This window comes from Ruegeria sp. R13_0 (assembly GCF_017743995.1).
Taxonomy (GTDB): Bacteria; Pseudomonadota; Alphaproteobacteria; order Rhodobacterales; family Rhodobacteraceae; genus Ruegeria.
Map to the genome: position 1 here is coordinate 217,342 of NZ_JAGHRB010000003.1, position 17,606 is coordinate 234,947.

Sequence of the window (17,606 nt, forward strand, 5' to 3'; positions counted from 1 at the left end):
CGAATACTTGCAGGCTTAGTCGCTATCGCCATGTCGATTGGCATTCCTATGGCACGCGCCGACGAGCTGTCTGACTCCGATGTAAAACGGCTGGCTCTCGAAGCCATTTTGGAAAACCCTGAGATCATCATGCAGGCGATTCAACTGCTTCAACAGCGCGAGGATCAGGCAAAAGCCGAAGCAATTGGAAGCGTCTTGGAAAATCAGCGTGAATTGCTGGAACAGGATCCGAATGCGCCTGTCATCGGAAACCCGGAAGGCGATGTAACCGTGGTCGAGTTTTTTGACTACAACTGCCCATATTGCAAACGCGCTGCCCCGGTCGTGAAAAACGTAATCGCAGGCGATTCCGATGTACGAGTTGTCTATCGAGAATGGCCCATACTCGGAGAAGGTTCCGACTTCGCGGCACGCGCCGCGCTTGCCTCACGTAATCAGGGAAAATATGAAGAATTTCATTGGGCGCTTATGGCTCTGAACGGTCGTGCCACTGAGGCCAGTGTACTGAAAGTTGTCCGTGAACTCGGCCTGGACGAGGATCAATTGCGCGCAGATATGGAGGCGCCGGAAGTCGACGCACATATTCAGGTGTCCATGGAATTGGCCCGACAGCTTGGCTTCAGTGGCACCCCCTCGTTTGTGATTGGAGATGCTCTTGCCCCGGGGCTGATCGCCGAAGATGAAATGACCCGGCTAATCGAGGCAGTCAGAGACGCAAGATAAAACCAAGGCGGCGACAGAATGCGCCCCTAAGTGTCTCATGCGACCGTGGCTTCGTATCCCTCGGACTTCAGAGCAGCAAGGATTTGATCAAGTGGATTGGCGCTTAAGACACGTACCCTGCGGTTTTCCATGTCAAAGTCCAACTGTGCGGAGGAATCCACCGTGGCAACGGCTTTTTCGATTGCTGACTTGCAGTGCCCGCAGCTCATATCCGGGATATTTAGGGTCGTCATGGATGTTTGCTCCTGTTTTCCGTTGTCCCGGCTAAAGTATTCCAGCACAGGAAGGTCAAGTCGTGAAAATTGGATCGCCAAAATTAGTGGAAAAGAAAGTCAACCCCATCACTTGACCTTCCACTTGCTGGAACCCTTATGTTGCCCGTCAGCAGAACATTTGTGGTGACAATATGACTGAAATTTCACATGCACGGTTTCAAGTTCAGGGTATGAGCTGCGCTTCTTGCGTAGGGCGCGTCGAGCGCGCGTTGAAAGATGTGCCAGGGGTAGATGCCGCTTCGGTTAATCTCGCCAGCGAAAGCGTTCAGGTCGATTTCCGCGATCCAGCCGATAAAGCGGCCATTGCTGATGCGTTAAACAGCGCCGGATATCCGGCACGGACGGAAGAGGTAACGCTGGATATTCAGAACATGTCCTGCGCATCGTGCGTGGGGCGCGTTGAGCGGGCATTGCAAGCAGATGATGGCGTCTTGTCCGCGTCGGTCAATCTGGCCACCGAAAGTGCAACTGTACGTTATGCTGAGGGAGTCACAACACCCGAAGCCATCGCGGCGCTTGCGGCATCTGCTGGCTATCCGGCGAGCCTGCGATCCGCGACGCAGACCGAACCACAAGACCGCAAAGCCAAAGAGATTCGCCAATTGGCCCGGCGAACAAGCTTTGCCGCCTTGCTCGCTTTGCCGGTCTTTATCCTTGAAATGGGCTCGCATGTTATTCCGGGCATGCACCACCTGATAGCGAGCACGATCGGCATCCAGAACAGCTATTACCTGCAATTCCTTCTGACCACGATCGTTCTTTTTGGGCCAGGTTTGCAGTTCTACACCAAGGGCTTCCCTTCCTTGTTCAAAGGCGCGCCGGACATGAACTCTCTGGTGTCCCTGGGCACTTCGGCGGCCTATGGGTTCTCGCTTGTTTCCACCTTTGCGCCGGGTGTTCTTCCCGCCGGCACCGCAAACGTCTACTACGAGGCCGCAGCGGTGATCGTGGTTCTCATATTGCTGGGGCGGTTCCTCGAGGCGCGCGCCAAGGGGCGAACTGGTGAAGCGATCCGAAAATTGGTCGGTCTGCAGGCAAAAACAGCGCGAGTTGAGCGCGACGGATCGGTTGTCGAGCTACCGATCGAGCAGATCGTTGTAGGGGATATTGTGCACGTTCGACCGGGCGAAAAAATCGCGGTGGATGGTGCCGTAGTGACCGGCGCGTCATATGTCGATGAAAGCATGATCACCGGCGAGCCGGTTCCTGCCGAAAAGACCGAGGGCGCAACTGTGGTCGGCGGAACAGTCAATGGCGCGGGCGCATTGACGTACCGGGCTGAAAAGGTCGGCGCAGACACTATGTTGGCCCAGATCATTCAAATGGTCGAACAAGCCCAGGGGGCCAAGCTTCCGATTCAAGGCCTGGTCGATCGCATCACGCTGTGGTTCGTGCCGGTAGTGATCGCTGTGGCCGTTGTGACTGTGCTGGTTTGGATGTTGTTCGGACCCGATCCCGCGCTCAGCCTGGCGTTGGTAGCCGGGGTTGCGGTACTGATCATTGCTTGCCCCTGCGCCATGGGGTTGGCCACACCCACCTCAATCATGGTCGGCACCGGCCGTGCGGCCGAGATGGGTGTCCTTTTCCGAAAGGGCGACGCCTTGCAAATGCTGCAGGAAACCACTGTTGTTGCGGTAGACAAGACAGGGACCTTGACCGAAGGGCGCCCGGAGCTGACCGACCTTATTGTGGCCGAAGGATTGGCCGAGGATGAGGTTCTGCGCCTTGTTGCTGCCGTTGAGGTCACATCCGAACATCCGATCGCCACGGCCATCGTGCGCGCGGCTGAAACCCGTGGTCTGGAGCTTTCGAAGCCAGAAGACTTCACGTCGATCACCGGTTACGGGGTAAGCGCCTCGGTCGAAGGCCATACAATCTTGATCGGGGCCGACCGCCTGATGAGTCGCGAAGGGGTTGAAATGGGCGCGTTGTCTGATCGGGGCGCTGAACTCGCAATCAACGGAAAGACTCCACTTTATGCCTCCGTAGACGGAGTTATCGCAGCCGTCATCGCCGTGGCGGACCCAATCAAGACCACAACGCCAGACGCAATTGAAGCTTTGCACGGACTGGGGCTGAAAGTAGCGATGATTACCGGCGACAATACCGCTACAGCCAAATCCATCGCGGCGCAGCTTGGCATCGATCATGTCGTGGCCGAGGTTCTGCCCGAAGGTAAAGTATCCGCGTTGCAAGATCTGCGCTCAAATGGCGGAAAACTGGCCTTTGTGGGTGATGGCATCAATGATGCCCCCGCTCTGGCGGCGGCTGACGTAGGAATTGCGATCGGGACAGGCACTGACATCGCCATCGAGGCGGCCGACGTCGTTCTGATGTCAGGCGACCTGACAGGCGTGGTCAACGCCTTCGATATTAGTCAGCGCACCATGCGTAACATCCGACAAAACCTGTTCTGGGCTTTCAGCTACAACACGCTGCTCATACCGGTTGCAGCGGGGGTGCTCTATCCGTTTGGCGGCCCGTTGCTGTCGCCGGTTCTGGCTGCAGGTGCCATGGCGCTGTCCAGTGTATTTGTCCTGACCAACGCGCTGCGGTTGCGCTGGGTTAAGCCGATCAAAGTTGGGCGAGAACAGATCTCGCAGAATGAAGAGCAGGCGCTGCGATCAGCGCCTGCTGAATAGAAAAGGAGAACCGCTGTGAATATCGGAGATGTAGCAGAACGTTCGGGTCTGCCTGCCAAAACCATCCGCTATTACGAGGATATCGGATTCATCAAACCCAGGCGCAGTCTGAACGGGTATCGACATTTCGACGAAAAGGAACTGCACAAACTGGCCTTCATCGGGCGGGCCCGTTCCTTGGGCTTTACCATTGAGGATTGCCGTTCACTACTGGCGTTGTACGAGGACAAAGAACGCGCAAGCGCGGACGTGAAGGATATCGCCAAACAGAACCTAAAAGAGATAGATGCCAAGATCGCGGACCTGAAGGCCATGCATGCTACACTGTCTCATCTGATCGACGAATGTGCTGGCGACCACCGCCCTGACTGCCCGATCCTGAAGAACCTCGGCCAAACTTAGATGCGCTCATCGTATGAACTGCCTCCGATTTTGGCAGTTTGTTACGTGTATTCGCGGGAATCAGCTTCATTTCGATGCAGCGCACCAACTCACCTGTTTTTTTCTCCGACTGGCTTGAACACACGTTACGTTCGTCCTAACTGCACGGGATGGAGTGGAAGTTCTTCTCAGTGTTGCGAATGACGTTTCTGACATGCGTCTGCTTGGCGATGACCTTCGTCGGCACTGTTGTGGTCGCGAGCAGTGACGTCAAAAACAGTAGCACCTCTGAGCCTCACGGCGTTTCAATGGCTGCAAAGTCATCAGACTTCAAACACGACCATAGCGGTTTGCATCCGACGACTGGCCAAATCCACACTGATAGCCACGTAAATCACAGCGGAGAATGTCATTCCGGCATCTGCTGCGTTGGTGAATATCCTACCCAAGTGAGTGTTGCTGTGTTGGCTACAGCTTTCGGGCAGCAAAACCGAAACATGGATTCGGAAACCCATCTGTCTCAGGGACCTCTGACTCCCGATCGTCCTCCTCAAATCTCCTGACATCCTCAGGCCCGCAAGCGCGGGCATTCATGTTGTTTCGGTTCCAGCATTCAATGCGACCGTCGGGAGATTATTATGCGTGGAAGATATGCGGCACTATCAGTACTTGCCTTGGCGTTTGGCCTGGGTGGAGGTGTCATTCTTGAAAGACTGTACCTGAATCCAATTGATCAGGGCCAGTCGAACGAACCAGAGGTCCTTTATTGGGTAGCACCGATGGATCCGAATTTTCGGCAGCCTGGACCTGGAAAATCGCCGATGGGTATGGATTTGATCCCGGTTTATTCTGGGCAGGAACCTACCGGCGACCCTGAAGAAGTCACCCTAAGCGCTGCGGAAATCAACGCAATTGGTGTGCGGACTGCGGTTGCACGCATGACTGATATCGAACCTCGCATCGAGACGGTGGGTTTCGTCGGCTTTGACGAACACCTGACCAATCACGTTCATACGCGTGTTGAAGGTTGGATTGAGCAACTGAAAGTTCGCGCGGTCGGTGATCGGGTTGAGAAGGGGCAAGTTTTATTTGAACTCTTTTCACCATTGATCGCAGCTGCGACCGGCGATCTTGTACGCGCAGTTGAAGCCGGTGACCCGCGGATTTTGGACGCGGCGCGCAATAAGTTGATCAGCCACGGTATGTCCGCACGTCAGGTTGCAGAGATCGAGGCGGGCGGTGAGTTGGTTCGAAATGTGCAAATTGAGGCGCCTCAAAACGGTGTTGTCATAGCGCTGAATGCCGCTGATGGAATGTACCTGCAGCCAGGCACGCTTGCGTTTTCGGTCACCGATCTTTCTGAAGTATGGTTGATCGTCGATGTTTTCGAACGAGATATTGCACGTTTGTCGGAGGACATGCGCGCAATAGCAAGGTTCGAGCACCTACCCGGTCGCACCTTCGAAGGCGAAATCGACTATGTTTACCCTGAGCTTGATCCGCAAACCCGAACTCTTCCCGTCAGACTGAGTTTCGATAACACCGACGGCGTTCTTCGGCCGGGCATGTTTGGCAGCGTTAGCCTTATACCGGATGAAAGCCGGAATGTTCTCACTGTTCCATCAGAGGCGCTAATTCGTACTGGTTCGGCGGAACGCGTCATCTTGAAAACAGGCGATGGTACTTTTCGCCCGAGACTGGTGACCACAGGTCTTCGAGACAGTTTCGGCGAGGGGGGTCGAACAGAAGTTCTGCAAGGGCTTGAACCCGGTGAGGAAGTTGTCGCATCCGCACAGTTTCTAATCGACAGTGAAAGTGCTTTGAGCGCCGGTTTCACCCGAATGGCACCAACGGATACCGAACCAGCACGCGGGGCAGGCACCCTGGTTTCACTCGATGCCGAAAATCGTATGGCAACTGTTCGTCACGATGTTCTCGAAAGCCTCGATTGGCCCGCAATGACTTCGCAGTTTCCGGTTAGGTCTGGTGTTTCGCTCGACCGTTTGAATGCTGGCGACGCGGTTGCTTTCGTGATCGCGCGGGGTGCGGATGGGCTTCTGAGCCTGATGGAGCTTGCGCCGGACGACGGTATTGCCGGAACTGGAGCTGGTGTTGCGCGCGCCGTCACTTCCGATGGCAAATTGACGCTTGAGCACGGACCAATCCCCGAGCTCGGTTGGCCGGCCATGACAATGGATTTGTCGGTTGTCGGAGTAGATCTCACTACCGTGCCTATCGGCATGCCAATTGAGTTTGATCTGGCTGAGGGAGAAGGGGGGATGTTCTCGATTGTGGCAATTCGCGAAGAGGGCTCCACGCCAACGGATTCTGTTGAACCTGAAGAAACCAAGACGCCTTCTGCTCCACCGATTGTGGTCACCGGCACGATCAACCTCGTTAATGCTGAGGCGGGAACTGCAAGCATCACTCACGGGCCGATGACTGAGATTGGTATGCCGGGGATGACCATGGATTTCCCATTAGAGCCGTCATTGGACCCTAACATGCTCGAAGTCGGTTCTGAAATGACTCTGACTTTCGCGCGTGCAGATGGCATGACAATGGTATTGGCCGAGGCAACGCCTATTGCGCCGCCGCTTCAGGTTTCTGGCCGGATTAACAGTATCGACGCAAACGCGCGGACCGCGAATGTAACACACGGTCCGATGACTGAGATCGGCATGCCGGGCATGACCATGGATTTCCCGGTTGCGGAGGGGATTGAGGTTTCTAACTTGCCTGTAGGGATTGATGTTTCTTTGATCCTTCGCCGCAATCCCGACTTTTCGATGACGCTGTTAGAGGTCGCGCTTGATGGGAGTGTTACGCAGTGATCACGGCCATCATTCGTTCTTCTCTTGCCAACAGGTTCGTCATCTTGGCCCTCGCATTCATGATAGGAGTTGCGGGTATTTGGGCCATTCGTGAGACGCCGGTTGATGCAATCCCGGATCTTTCGGATGTCCAGGTAATTGTTCGCACGCCATATCCCGGGCAAGCACCTCAAGTTGTCGAAAACCAAATCACATATCCACTTGCGACAGCCCTATTGGCCGTACCCGGTGCAAAAGACGTTCGCGGGTTCTCGTTCTTTGGAGACAGCTTTGTATATGTCGTCTTTGAGGACGGGACGGACCTCTACTGGGCTCGGTCGCGTGTGCTCGAATATTTGGGCCAGATTACCGGCAGCTTGCCTGAAGGCGTGTCACCACAACTTGGCCCAGATGCGACTGGGGTCGGGTGGATTTATCAGTATGCGCTGGTTGACAGAACCGGAAATCATGATCTGGCTCAGCTCAGGACTCTGCAGGATTGGTTTCTGAAATACGAATTACAAGCCGTGGAAGGCGTCTCAGAAGTCGCCACCATCGGCGGAATGGTCAAACAGTACCAGGTCGTCGTCGACCCAAACAAACTACGTGCCTATGACATAACACTTGCACAATTGAGGACGGCTATTCAGGCGGCCAACCGCGAGACGGGCGGCAGCGTCATTGAGATGGGTGAAGCCGAATTCATGGTCAGGTCATCGGGCTACATCGATGAATTGTCAGACCTTGCAAGCGCGCCATTGATGGTCAACGAGCGCGGCGCCGCTCTGACGCTTGGAGACGTCGCTGAAATCCGCCTGGGGCCTGAAATGCGCCGTGGTGTCGGGGAGCTCGACGGGCAAGGAGACGCGGTTGGCGGAGTGGTCATCCTGCGATGGGGTGGGAACGCATTAGCGACGATCAAAGCGGTGGAAGCGCGCATAGAAGAGTTGCGTTCAAACCTGCCGGAAGGGGTCGAAATCATAACGACCTACGACCGATCTGGTGTGATTGAGCGCGCTATCGATAACCTCCAGAAGAAATTGACGCAGGAATTCATCGTCGTTGTTCTTGTGTGCGCGGCTTTTCTACTTCATCTGCGGTCATCCCTCGTAATTCTTCTGTCGCTCCCTCTGGGAATCTTTGCCGCATTTATTCTGATGAAGGCGCAAGGAGTAAACGCAAACATCATGTCGCTCGGCGGCATAGCCATCGCTATTGGTGCGATGGTCGACGCATCGATTGTGATGATCGAGGCGATGCACAGGCGGTTGGAAAAAGAAAAGCTCACAGCAGAGAACAGATGGCGGATTGTGCAAGAGTGCGCGTCTGAGGTGGGACCAGCACTTTTTTATTCTCTGGCGATCATCACGGTTAGTTTTCTGCCTGTCTTCGTTCTGGAAAATCAGGAAGGTAGGCTCTTCTCGCCACTCGCTTATACCAAAACCTACGCCATGGCTGCAGCCGCCATCCTTTCGATAACGCTGGTTCCGGTCTTGATGGGTTACTTTGTAAGGGGGCGTATTCTACCGGAGCGAAAAAATCCGCTAAATCGCTTGGTCGTGTTCGTGTACCGCCCATTTCTGGACGCGGCAATTGCCTGGCCATGGGCAACAACACTGTTGGCCGGCGTTCTGGTGACGTCCATGTGGTACCCGTACCAGAGAATTGGCTCTGAATTCATGCCCGAGTTGAACGAAGGTGATTTTCTCTACATGCCGAGCTTCTACCCCGGGATCTCGACGGGAAAAGCCCGTGAGGTACTGCAGCAGACCAACCGTCTGATCGCGACCGTGCCTGAAGTCGAAACTGTTCACGGTAAAGTTGGGCGTGCGGAGACTGCAACCGATCCAGCACCTCTAACGATGGTGGAGACCACTATCCAACTCAAGCCGAAAAAAGAATGGCGACCCGGCATGACAATGGAGAAAATCCGGAATGAGCTCGATCGAATTGTTCAGGTTCCGGGCGTCACAAATGTTTGGATCCAACCTATCAAGAACCGCATCGATATGCTTGCAACCGGTATCCGTACACCTGTCGGTGTCAAAATATCCGGCACCGACTTGGAGGTCATTACAGATATAGGGATCGAAGTAGAACGTGCGGTCGCTGATATTGAAGGGACGGCTTCCGCCTACGCAGAGCGACCTGTTGGCGGGCGTTTCATCGAAATCGACGTCAAGCGTGATGCCGCCTCCCGATACATGATGAGTGTTCGAGAAGTTCAGGACGTAGTGCAGACCGCAATTGGCGGTATGCAAGTGTCGGAATCTGTGGAGGGGCTGGAGAGGTTTCCTATAAACCTTCGGTACCCTCAGGCATGGCGAGACAGCCCGGAACGGCTCGAAAATCTTCCTGTCGTCACGCCGTCGGGTGCTCATGTGCCACTGTCCGCTCTCGCCGATATTCGAATAGTTGACGGGCCGGGAATGATACGATCAGAGAACGCTCGACGAACTGGGTTCGTGTTCATCGACATCGCAGGGCGCGACCTGGGCGGCTATGTGGCCGAAGCACAAGAGGTGGTTGCAGAAAAGGTCAACCTGCCTCCGGGTTATTCGCTGACCTGGTCGGGGCAGTATGAGTACATTGAGAGAATGCAGGACAGGCTGACGATCGTTGCTCCTGCAACCCTGCTAATCATCACGCTCATGCTTTTCTTGGCGTTCAATCGGGTGATTGAGGTCGGGATAATTCTTGCGGCGCTTCCGGTCGCATTGGCAGGTGGGGTTTGGTTCTTATGGTATCTTAACTTCGATATCTCAATTGCTGTGCTCGTGGGCTTCATCGCGCTGGCGGGAGTTGCCGTGGAAACAGCGATTGTCATGTTGCTGTACCTCAATCTTGCTTGGGAGAAACGTCGTGGGCTGGCGCAATCGGAACAGCGAAAGCTGACACGTGACGATATCGAAGACGCGGTGTTCGAAGGCGCCGTTCTTCGGGTTCGGCCGAAGGTAATGACTGTAGCCACGATCTTTGCAGCACTGATACCCATCATGTACGGCACCGGTACAGGCTCTGAAATCATGCAGCGGATCGCTGCGCCGATGATTGGGGGCATGGTGACAGCGACCCTTCTTACGCTTTTCGTCATTCCCGCAATATTCGTGATTTGGAAACGGCTCGCGCTCAATCGCGTGAACCGAGAGATCTCCCACACGATCCAGGAAGTGCCCCCTGCGCTTCCGGCAGAATGATACCCACAACCTTGAAACAGGAGCATCTGATGAAAACTTTGACTGCTATTGTGGCCCTTTTGGCCGTGTCTACGACAACCAGCATCGCGCAAACGAACCAGGGCATGGACCATTCCAACATGTCCATGTCTTCCGAACAGATGGAAGGGGCGGTTCACGCAAAAGCTTTGGTGAACTCAATTGGCGACGAAACCGCTAACGTCAGCCATGATCCGATCCCCGAGATCGGGTGGCCCGCGATGACGATGGATTTGCAGCTTCTTGAAAATGCCCAGATGATGGGTGAGATTAGCGCCGGTGACGAAGTCACACTGATGTTGGTCAAAAGCGATGGTGGTATGTATGCGATCGGCGCGATCATGAAAAACTGAGTCTGTTGATGCGGCAGCTATTCACCAATGATGTGATTGTTCGCCGTTTCAAGGACTGTAGGAAATTCTATGAACTAAGAGAAATGGAGTAGGAGCCACTCAAGAACCAAATCGTATTTCAACGATCTGTGGCTCTGCTCAAAAGTTATCAGTCCATTGTCGGTTAAAGGCGCTTTAATCAATTCGTTGACTGATTGAAGCCCCAAAGCTCAGAAAATCTTCCGGCTATACTGATTGAACAGAGCAATCCAGGCAAGCAGTACACAAACTGCCAACGCTTCGGTGTCTCCGGCCCGCGCCACTGCAGTTAAACTGCGCAAAATTCTGGAGCTACTTGCGCAGCCCAGTGGAAATCTGACCGACAAGCAAATCCCACCTAAAACATTTCACTATTGGAATGTGTGTACTACAATGTCGCCGAGCTGACTTCATGCGGCCATTCAACGAACCAGCATCGAATTGTCTGAAGCGTTGCCTTGTTGGTTTTTGCTCCAGTCGAAAACGCAGCGCGGAGCGGTCAAAATGAGGATATCTCCAGGGCGATGACTTGGGAAAACGATACGACATGACGGCTAACACAAGAGAGCACTGGGACGATGTCTATGGCGAGAAGTTTGACACCCAATTGAGTTGGCACGAGGATGATCCAGAGATATCGCTTGAACTCATCGAGTTGATCAGAGTGTCTAAGCCTTCATCCGTCATCGACATTGGTGGAGGTACATCTCGTCTTGCTGGAGCGTTGCTTGCGAAGGGGCTCCATGACGTGACAGTTCTCGATCTATCGCAGGTCGCGTTGGACACGGCCCGGGAAAGGTTGGGGCGCGCCGCTGAAACAGTCACTTGGATTTCCGCAGATATAACTTCCTGGGTCCCCGATCGCAGATATGACGTCTGGCATGATAGGGCGGTTTTTCACTTTCTCGTGGATACGTCGCAACGCGCGGCCTATCTGGAAAGCGTGAAGAGAGGGGTAAAAATTGGCGGCCATGTGATCATTGCTACGTTTGCACTTGATGGGCCGGAGACTTGCAGTGGTCTCCCGGTCGCCCGCTATAGTCCGAGCGATATCGCCGTGCTTTTCGAAGACCACTTTGAACTCGTCGCGCATCGCCATCACCTGCACCAAACCCCTTGGGGGGAAAGTCAGTCTTTCCAGTTCAGTGTTCTCCGCCGCTGCGTTTGAGCCCACACCTGATACTGGCCCAAAGCGGTGCGCTTCCAATAAGCTTTCAGAACGTGCCGATTGTGTTCACAAGTTACGTTTGGCCCTCAAAAACTGGCAGAACCACCTTAGCGCACAAGCCGCCAGTTTCCCCGTTTAGCAATTCTATTGTGCCACCGTGCGACTGGATGATCGTACGTGCGATCGACAGCCCCAAGCCGGTTCCGCCAGTCTCTCGCGAGCGGGATGTTTCAAGCCGCACGAATGGGTCGAATACCGCATCGAGCATATGCTCGGGGATGCCGGGCCCCTGATCCTGGATCAATATTTTTGCCTCATTCCCCTCTTGCATGACCGAGACGTTGGCCCGGGCACCATACCGGCAGGCGTTTTCAATGATATTGCGTAGAGCTCGCTTCATCAGCATCGGCCGAAGCGTGACGGCCGGATTGTCTGCTACCGATACTTCAACCGTGTTACCGGCTTGCACAATGTCTTCGGTCGTTTTGGTTACGAATTCACCAATTCGAACGGTACTGGAAGGTTCGTGCGTGGCCACGCCCTTGGCAAATGACAGGGTAGAGTTCACCATCTCCTGCATTTCCTCGATGGTCTCGATCAGATGGTCACGGGTCTCCTCTTCCTCCACCAGTTCGGCGCGAACCCGCAATCCCGTCAGTGGCGACCGCAAATCGTGACCCAGCGCCCCCAATAGCCTGGTCCGATCGGCAACATAGCGAGTCAGCCTGTCACGCATATGGTTGAACGCCTGTGTCAAATCTCGCACCTCGGTCGGACCAGAAACCGTCAGTTCCTGGACGTCTTCACCGCGACCAAACTGGTCTGCAGCCAGTGACAGGCGGCGCAACGGGCCGGTCAGCCGTGTCAGTAGAAACCAAATGGCTGCTCCAAGAATTAAAGTTGCAGTTAAACCAAAGCTGACGAAGGACTGCAAAGGCCATTGCAGAGGAGGGTTATGGAACCGGGTATCCACGTTGAGCCATTGATCGGTCGTCAGAGCGATCGACAGCTGCATCTCAATTGCGGAAACGTGATCACGCATCATTGCAATGTGCATTTCAGCCATTGTAGACGGAACACCTTCGACCGGCAGCATATCGGGAGAGAACTCATGTAACTCTACCCTGATGGGACGGTTTTCATAGCCTGGCAGAATTCTGCGGATTGTGTTTTCGACCGTCCCACCAGCGCTATGTCCTGTGTGATCGACCGCGGGCGTATCTGTAAGGCTGAAACGCACCAGTGGAGAGCTTGCTGCCCGCAGGATCGCGTCGTGCATCTCGGGTGGAGCTTCTTCAATCAGCCGCGCGATGTTTGCGGCGCGTCCGGCGGTTTCCAGGCCAAGGGCCATATGAACTGCCATTGAGCGTTCGTCGACGAACAGCCACAGGCTGACCAGTTGCGCGGCAGTCAGCGCGGCGATGATCAAAAGGATAAGCTGACCGCGCAGACTTTGGGCAAAGCCTTTCATTCCGTAAGCTCGCGCACGTCGGTCGACAGGCAATAACCGCCGCCCCTTACCGTGGTGATGAGCTTCGGGCGCGTTGGGTCAGCTTCGATCTTGCGACGCAAGCGGCTGACCTGGTTGTCGATCGTACGGTCGAACAAGTGCGGGCTGCGGCCGGCGGTCAAGTCCAGCAGTTCGTCTCGCGACAGGAGTTTGCGGGGCCGCTGCAGGAATACGGCCAGCAGCCGGACATCGGCGGTGGTCAGACTTTCTTCGGCCCCTTCGGCGGATATCAAGGTGCGACTGTCGGCATCCAGAACCCAGCTCCCAAAGGCGATCCGTTTGCCGCTCAGATCGCCAGCCGGAGGGGCGGTGGTTTCGGAACGCCGCAGGATCGCCTTGATCCGGGCCAGCAATTCACGTGGGTTAAATGGTTTGGGCAGGTAGTCATCGGCGCCGATCTCTAAACCCACGATACGGTCGGTGTCATCGCTGAGGGCTGTCAGCATCAGGATCGGCGGGCCACCGGCCGCGGACAGGCGGCGGCAGACCGACAATCCGTTTTCGCCCGGCATCATGATATCGAGTACGATAAGGTCAATCCGACCGGCCGCCAGTCGCGCGTCCATCTCGGTTGCGTCGCGCGCGGTACTGGCGCGCAACCCATTCTTTTCCAGATAACGGCTGACAGCATCACGGATTTCGCGGTGGTCGTCGACAATCAAGATATGTGGTGCTTCGGTCATGGCGCGATCATAGGCCTCGGCGCGGTACAAATCCCGGCTTTTTTGTAACCCTTTGTATCAGTTGGGCCGGCTGCGACACAACGATACAAACCGGGTTGAGTAGGAGGGTGGTGGCGCGGCCGAGGGCGGCCATATGCTTTGTGTAGAAACAAAAACCCGAGAGGTGAAAGTCATGAAAGTTACCTTCACGCTGGCCGCCGGAGCCATTGCCGCGACTTTGATGGCGCTGCCCGCGCTTGCCGCCGGTCAGCATGGCAGCAGCGCGCAGATGCAGGGCCATCAGGGCGGCATGATGCAGGGTGCGCCCGGCGGTATGATGGGCGATCACGCAGGCATGATGCAAGTGATGATGAAAATGCATGGTCAGATGATGGGTGGTATGCATGGTAAGGGTATGATGGGCGGCAACTGGCTGGCGGTTCTGGACATGGAGGTTCTGGACATGGACGAGGACGGTCGCCCGAGCGAATCTGAGATCGCCGAAGGTCTGAAGGCCCGGATGCAGGCGCATGACGTTAATGGAGATGGCAACCTGTCGATTGATGAGTTCGAAGCGCTGCATTCCGGAATGATCCGCGAAACTATGGTGGACCGATTTCAGCATCTGGATGCCAATGGCGATGGCGCGGTGACCACAGGGGAAATCGAGAAAGGCGCGAAGACGATGTCGCCGAAACACGGCATGAAGTCCTCGAAACCTGTGACAAAGTCTTCTGAAACCAACAACTGAAACGCAACCGTGTAGCCGGGTCATCGCACTCGGCCACAAACCACTGAGGAACAAAGCGATGATGGGGTATGGCGCTGGAATGGGGTTTGGCATGATTTGGATGTTGCTGATTGCAGTGTTGATCGTTCTGGCGATCGTGGCACTGGTCAAATACATCGCTAAGTGACCTCGGAATCCGTCACTCCCGTATAGGGGTGGAGGGCTATGTCATAGGAGGAACGAAAGCTGGAAGGCCTGCACAGCAATAGCCGTTTGGTTTTCATCGCGGTTTTGATCGCGTTGCTGATCGCCACCATCTGGTTGTGGCTGTCTGGCGCGTTGGACGCAGGACTATCGCGCGAAGTCATTACTGCGTGGGTGGATTGGGCCGGCCCGTTCGGACCCATTGTCATCATCGGCTTCATGACAGCCGCAGTGGTTGCCAGCCCAATCCCCAGCGCTCCGATCGCTGTCGCCGCCGGGGTGGCATATGGGCATGGGCCGGGAACCGCATTGGTTGCTATCGGGGCGGAGTTGGGGGCGCTGCTGGCGTTCCTGATAGCCCGTTGGTTGGGGCGCGACGCGCTGCGCCGGTGGTTCGGCGACAAGCTGGACATGGGGTTGCTTGGATCGCAGAATGCCCTGATGTTGACCGTGTTCACCAGCCGCCTGATGCCTTTCGTTTCTTTCGACATGGTCAGCTATGCCGCTGGTCTGACCCGACTTCAATTTTGGCGGTTCGCACTGGCCACCTTGGCTGGAATCTTGCCGGCCAGTTTCGTTTTGGCCCATCTGGGCAGCCAGATTACCGAAACCGCGACGGGCGGCACCAGCCTTGCGGTTATCGGGCTTGGGCTGTTGACGGGGGCGCCACTTATTTGGTTGGCTTGGAAACGCAAGATGCCCGTTGGCTCTTCAGACCACGAATTGAGCCAGATCAATGCGACCGATCCAAGCGGTCCTAAACTGTTGGAGAATGGAGGAAACCCTAAGTGATCCGCGCACAATGGATATCAACTGCGACACGGACGGGTCGAGCCATGGGCCGGCTGCAGGTCCTGTTGATCTGTGCGTTGGTGGTTTCGATGCTGATTTCTGTTGTGCCGTCCCATGCCGGGCATGACATCGCGAAGGCCGCCACCCAGGCCGAGCTCGTTATCGATGACAGCGGTGGGTATCCCGCGTCTCATCCATCAGAAGAATTAGACTGCTCAGTGCACCCGGGCTGTTATGCGATGGCAGTTATGGCGGCACCTGAATTGCTCTCGATGCGTATTGCTACGCTCGTAGCGCCAGAACGGTTCCGGCCACGCGCAAGCCTGCCGGTCGCACCACTACCACATCCGCCAAACCTGTCCTGAACGTGACCGGCAATGGCCCCGGAATCGCTCCGGGGTCTTGCCCAAGCCGTTGATTGCGGCCCAACTCAGTTCAGGACACTTACCATGCTTACCATTCTGTACTTTTTCGTCACGGGCGTGGTGCTATTCGCACTGTTGCGCCTGACCTGTGGTCCCTGTGTGATGGGGACACAAGAACATCATCCCGTTGTTCCGGTGACAACCCTTGGCTGGGCGCTCAGCCTGTTTCTGGCCGCAACCTACCTGCTGTGCGTGGCCTTTGACCTGATCTTTCCAAGTTTTGCCATGTACCGGGCTTGGATCGGCCTGATGCCCGGAATGACTTGGCTCAGCCTGCCCTCATTCCTGTTGGGACTGTTATGGGCGTTTCTCTACGGCTGGTACGCCGCGTTGCTGTTCGGCGGACTGTTCAATGTCTTTGCGGCTCGCACAAAACTCAACTGATTGAATGGACAAAGCCATGAAGGCCATCGCTCTGACCCTGCTTTTGACGCCCTTCCTGATGGCCGTCATCTACCGGATTTTTCTGCACGTGCCCGCCAAGGTGCGCGTTTCAGTTGACGAAAGGAAACCTAAATGACCCTGTTCAATCTGGCCGCTGGCCTGTCTGTAGTAGCTTTGACCGCGCCTTCACTCACGCTTGCGGCAACCGTGTTCATTCCCGAAGGCAGCGCGGACTCGGTTCTGGTGATCGACTCCGAAACCGGCAAGACCGTCGAGCGGCTGCCGAGGCTCGTGGCGGTCCATGGGCTGGCCGGCGCGCCCGGCGTTAAGTACTTGGTCGCGGGCAGCTACGCAGAAACCGAGGCCACAACGCCACCAAAACCCGAAGGTATGTCCCAGGACGAACACGCCGCGCACCACGCCAAGCGCGATGTCACCGTGTTGCCCAAAGACAAGGGGCGGAGCCTGCTGACGATCCTTAATGCGGAAACACGCGAGGTCGTCCGCCAGATCGAGGTTCCAGGTGCGGTGCATCACACTGCGGTCTCGCCCGATGGGCAGTTCGCGGTGGCGACCCATCCGGGCGGTGACGGTATTTCGATCGTCGATCTCGATAAGCTCAGCTTCCTTGGTTTCGTAGCAACCGGGCCAATGCCCAACTATGCGGTATTCGCGCCTGACGGCGACAGGGTCTATGTCACCAATACCAGCAACGGTACACTTAGCGAAGTGGATGTCGTCAAAGGCTTCGTCGTACGCAACATCCCCGTCGGCGAAGGCCCTGAGCATCTTGTACTTAACGCCACCGGCAGCGCCGCCTTCGTAGCCGACAGTGATGGTGGCAAGGCCTTCCGCGTAGATCTTGCCAGCGGTTCTGTCACCGAAACCTATGACATAGGAGGCGAGTTGCACGGGATCGGCCTGTCCGACCGCGAGGCCGTACTGTTCGTGGCCGCCAAAGGCACCGACCGGTTGTTGTCGATTGATCTTGCTACGGGCAAACAGCGCTCGACCAACCTGTCACCGGCACCCTATCACCTGACGACCATACCGAACTCAGGCAAAGTGATGGTATCAAGCCGAACCGAACCGAAGGTCTGGATCGTCGATCAAGTCAGCCTGACGGCTATTACCGAAGTGCCGATACTGGGTGAGGGCCACCAGATGGTTGTTCTGCCCTGAAGGACTGTGCCCGGCATTGTGTAATTAAACGGCTCTACGACCAAAGCTTAAACCAGGGAGCAGAACATGACAGAAGACCACGACATCAGAATCCACGCGAACGGTCCGACCGAGATCGCTTACGTCTGC

At 55.8% G+C, this 17,606-nt stretch carries 14 protein-coding genes; 11 read left to right on the forward strand and 3 right to left on the reverse strand.

Features of this window, described 5'->3' with window-relative positions; all coding sequences use genetic code 11:
* The first annotated feature begins 30 nt into the window (after positions 1-30).
* On the forward strand, positions 31-723 hold the full coding sequence (locus J7394_RS05430) for a DsbA family protein (protein WP_170634755.1): 693 nt from the start codon (positions 31-33) through the stop codon (positions 721-723).
* Between the two features lie 35 nt (positions 724-758).
* Here the strand turns inward: J7394_RS05430 and J7394_RS05435 are convergent, their stop codons facing one another.
* Positions 759-956 carry a heavy-metal-associated domain-containing protein gene (locus tag J7394_RS05435; protein ID WP_170634714.1) on the reverse strand — a complete coding sequence of 66 codons (198 nt, stop codon included), beginning with the start codon at positions 954-956 and terminating at the stop codon, positions 759-761.
* A gap of 173 nt (positions 957-1,129) precedes the next feature.
* Between J7394_RS05435 and J7394_RS05440 the strand changes: the two genes are divergently transcribed.
* The 6 genes from J7394_RS05440 (at position 1,130) to J7394_RS05465 (ending at position 11,588) form a co-directional block, all read left to right on the forward strand.
* The gene (locus tag J7394_RS05440) at positions 1,130-3,640 is read left to right on the forward strand and encodes a heavy metal translocating P-type ATPase (RefSeq protein WP_170634712.1); all 2,511 of its coding nucleotides are present in this window, start codon (positions 1,130-1,132) and stop codon (positions 3,638-3,640) included.
* A gap of 15 nt (positions 3,641-3,655) precedes the next feature.
* Positions 3,656-4,042, forward strand: coding sequence for a Cu(I)-responsive transcriptional regulator (cueR, locus tag J7394_RS05445; RefSeq protein WP_152460772.1), 387 nt, complete (start codon positions 3,656-3,658; stop codon positions 4,040-4,042).
* Between the two features lie 617 nt (positions 4,043-4,659).
* Positions 4,660-6,855 carry an efflux RND transporter periplasmic adaptor subunit gene (locus tag J7394_RS05450; protein ID WP_170634709.1) on the forward strand — a complete coding sequence of 732 codons (2,196 nt, stop codon included), beginning with the start codon at positions 4,660-4,662 and terminating at the stop codon, positions 6,853-6,855.
* The gene (locus J7394_RS05455; RefSeq protein WP_209251487.1) at positions 6,852-10,031 is read left to right on the forward strand and encodes an efflux RND transporter permease subunit; all 3,180 of its coding nucleotides are present in this window, start codon (positions 6,852-6,854) and stop codon (positions 10,029-10,031) included. The genes J7394_RS05450 and J7394_RS05455 overlap by 4 nt, the downstream gene beginning before the upstream one ends.
* Positions 10,032-10,060: 29 nt before the next feature.
* Positions 10,061-10,402: a copper-binding protein gene (locus tag J7394_RS05460; protein WP_209251489.1), complete on the forward strand. Its 342-nt coding sequence runs from the start codon at positions 10,061-10,063 to the stop codon at positions 10,400-10,402.
* A gap of 547 nt (positions 10,403-10,949) precedes the next feature.
* On the forward strand, positions 10,950-11,588 hold the full coding sequence (locus J7394_RS05465) for a trans-aconitate 2-methyltransferase (protein ID WP_209251490.1): 639 nt from the start codon (positions 10,950-10,952) through the stop codon (positions 11,586-11,588).
* 73 nt (positions 11,589-11,661) lie between these two features.
* Here the strand turns inward: J7394_RS05465 and J7394_RS05470 are convergent, their stop codons facing one another.
* Complete coding sequence (locus J7394_RS05470) at positions 11,662-13,059, reverse strand: ATP-binding protein (protein ID WP_170634703.1); 1,398 nt, start codon at positions 13,057-13,059, stop codon at positions 11,662-11,664.
* Positions 13,056-13,781 carry a response regulator gene (locus J7394_RS05475; RefSeq protein WP_170634701.1) on the reverse strand — a complete coding sequence of 242 codons (726 nt, stop codon included), beginning with the start codon at positions 13,779-13,781 and terminating at the stop codon, positions 13,056-13,058. Before J7394_RS05475 ends, J7394_RS05470 begins: the two co-directional genes overlap by 4 nt.
* 172 nt (positions 13,782-13,953) lie before the next feature.
* Here J7394_RS05475 and J7394_RS22865 point away from each other — a divergent pair, with 172 nt between their 5' ends.
* The 4 genes from J7394_RS22865 to J7394_RS05495 all read left to right on the forward strand — a co-directional run bounded on the left by J7394_RS22865 (position 13,954) and on the right by J7394_RS05495 (position 17,477).
* Positions 13,954-14,511 (forward strand): calcium-binding protein, encoded by a 558-nt coding sequence (locus J7394_RS22865; RefSeq protein ID WP_247748071.1) that lies wholly within the window; start codon positions 13,954-13,956, stop codon positions 14,509-14,511.
* 252 nt (positions 14,512-14,763) lie between these two features.
* The gene (locus J7394_RS05485; RefSeq protein WP_371811950.1) at positions 14,764-15,486 is read left to right on the forward strand and encodes a TVP38/TMEM64 family protein; all 723 of its coding nucleotides are present in this window, start codon (positions 14,764-14,766) and stop codon (positions 15,484-15,486) included.
* Between the two features lie 449 nt (positions 15,487-15,935).
* Positions 15,936-16,295, forward strand: a complete 360-nt coding sequence (locus J7394_RS05490) for a hypothetical protein (protein WP_170634699.1) — start codon at positions 15,936-15,938, stop codon at positions 16,293-16,295.
* 132 nt (positions 16,296-16,427) lie between these two features.
* Complete coding sequence (locus tag J7394_RS05495; protein ID WP_170634697.1) at positions 16,428-17,477, forward strand: YncE family protein; 1,050 nt, start codon at positions 16,428-16,430, stop codon at positions 17,475-17,477.
* Positions 17,478-17,606: the final 129 nt, after the last annotated feature.

Coding starts and splice junctions, on each gene's coding strand:
- J7394_RS05430 (WP_170634755.1), top strand. CDS start 31: ATGTCGATTGGCATTCCTATGGCACGCGCCGACGAGCTGTCTGACTCC.
- J7394_RS05435 (WP_170634714.1), bottom strand. CDS start 956: ATGACGACCCTAAATATCCCGGATATGAGCTGCGGGCACTGCAAGTCA.
- J7394_RS05440 (WP_170634712.1), top strand. CDS start 1,130: ATGACTGAAATTTCACATGCACGGTTTCAAGTTCAGGGTATGAGCTGC.
- J7394_RS05450 (WP_170634709.1), top strand. CDS start 4,660: ATGCGTGGAAGATATGCGGCACTATCAGTACTTGCCTTGGCGTTTGGC.
- J7394_RS05460 (WP_209251489.1), top strand. CDS start 10,061: ATGAAAACTTTGACTGCTATTGTGGCCCTTTTGGCCGTGTCTACGACA.
- J7394_RS05470 (WP_170634703.1), bottom strand. CDS start 13,059: ATGAAAGGCTTTGCCCAAAGTCTGCGCGGTCAGCTTATCCTTTTGATC.
- J7394_RS05475 (WP_170634701.1), bottom strand. CDS start 13,781: ATGACCGAAGCACCACATATCTTGATTGTCGACGACCACCGCGAAATC.
- J7394_RS22865 (WP_247748071.1), top strand. CDS start 13,954: ATGAAAGTTACCTTCACGCTGGCCGCCGGAGCCATTGCCGCGACTTTG.
- J7394_RS05490 (WP_170634699.1), top strand. CDS start 15,936: ATGCTTACCATTCTGTACTTTTTCGTCACGGGCGTGGTGCTATTCGCA.
- J7394_RS05495 (WP_170634697.1), top strand. CDS start 16,428: ATGACCCTGTTCAATCTGGCCGCTGGCCTGTCTGTAGTAGCTTTGACC.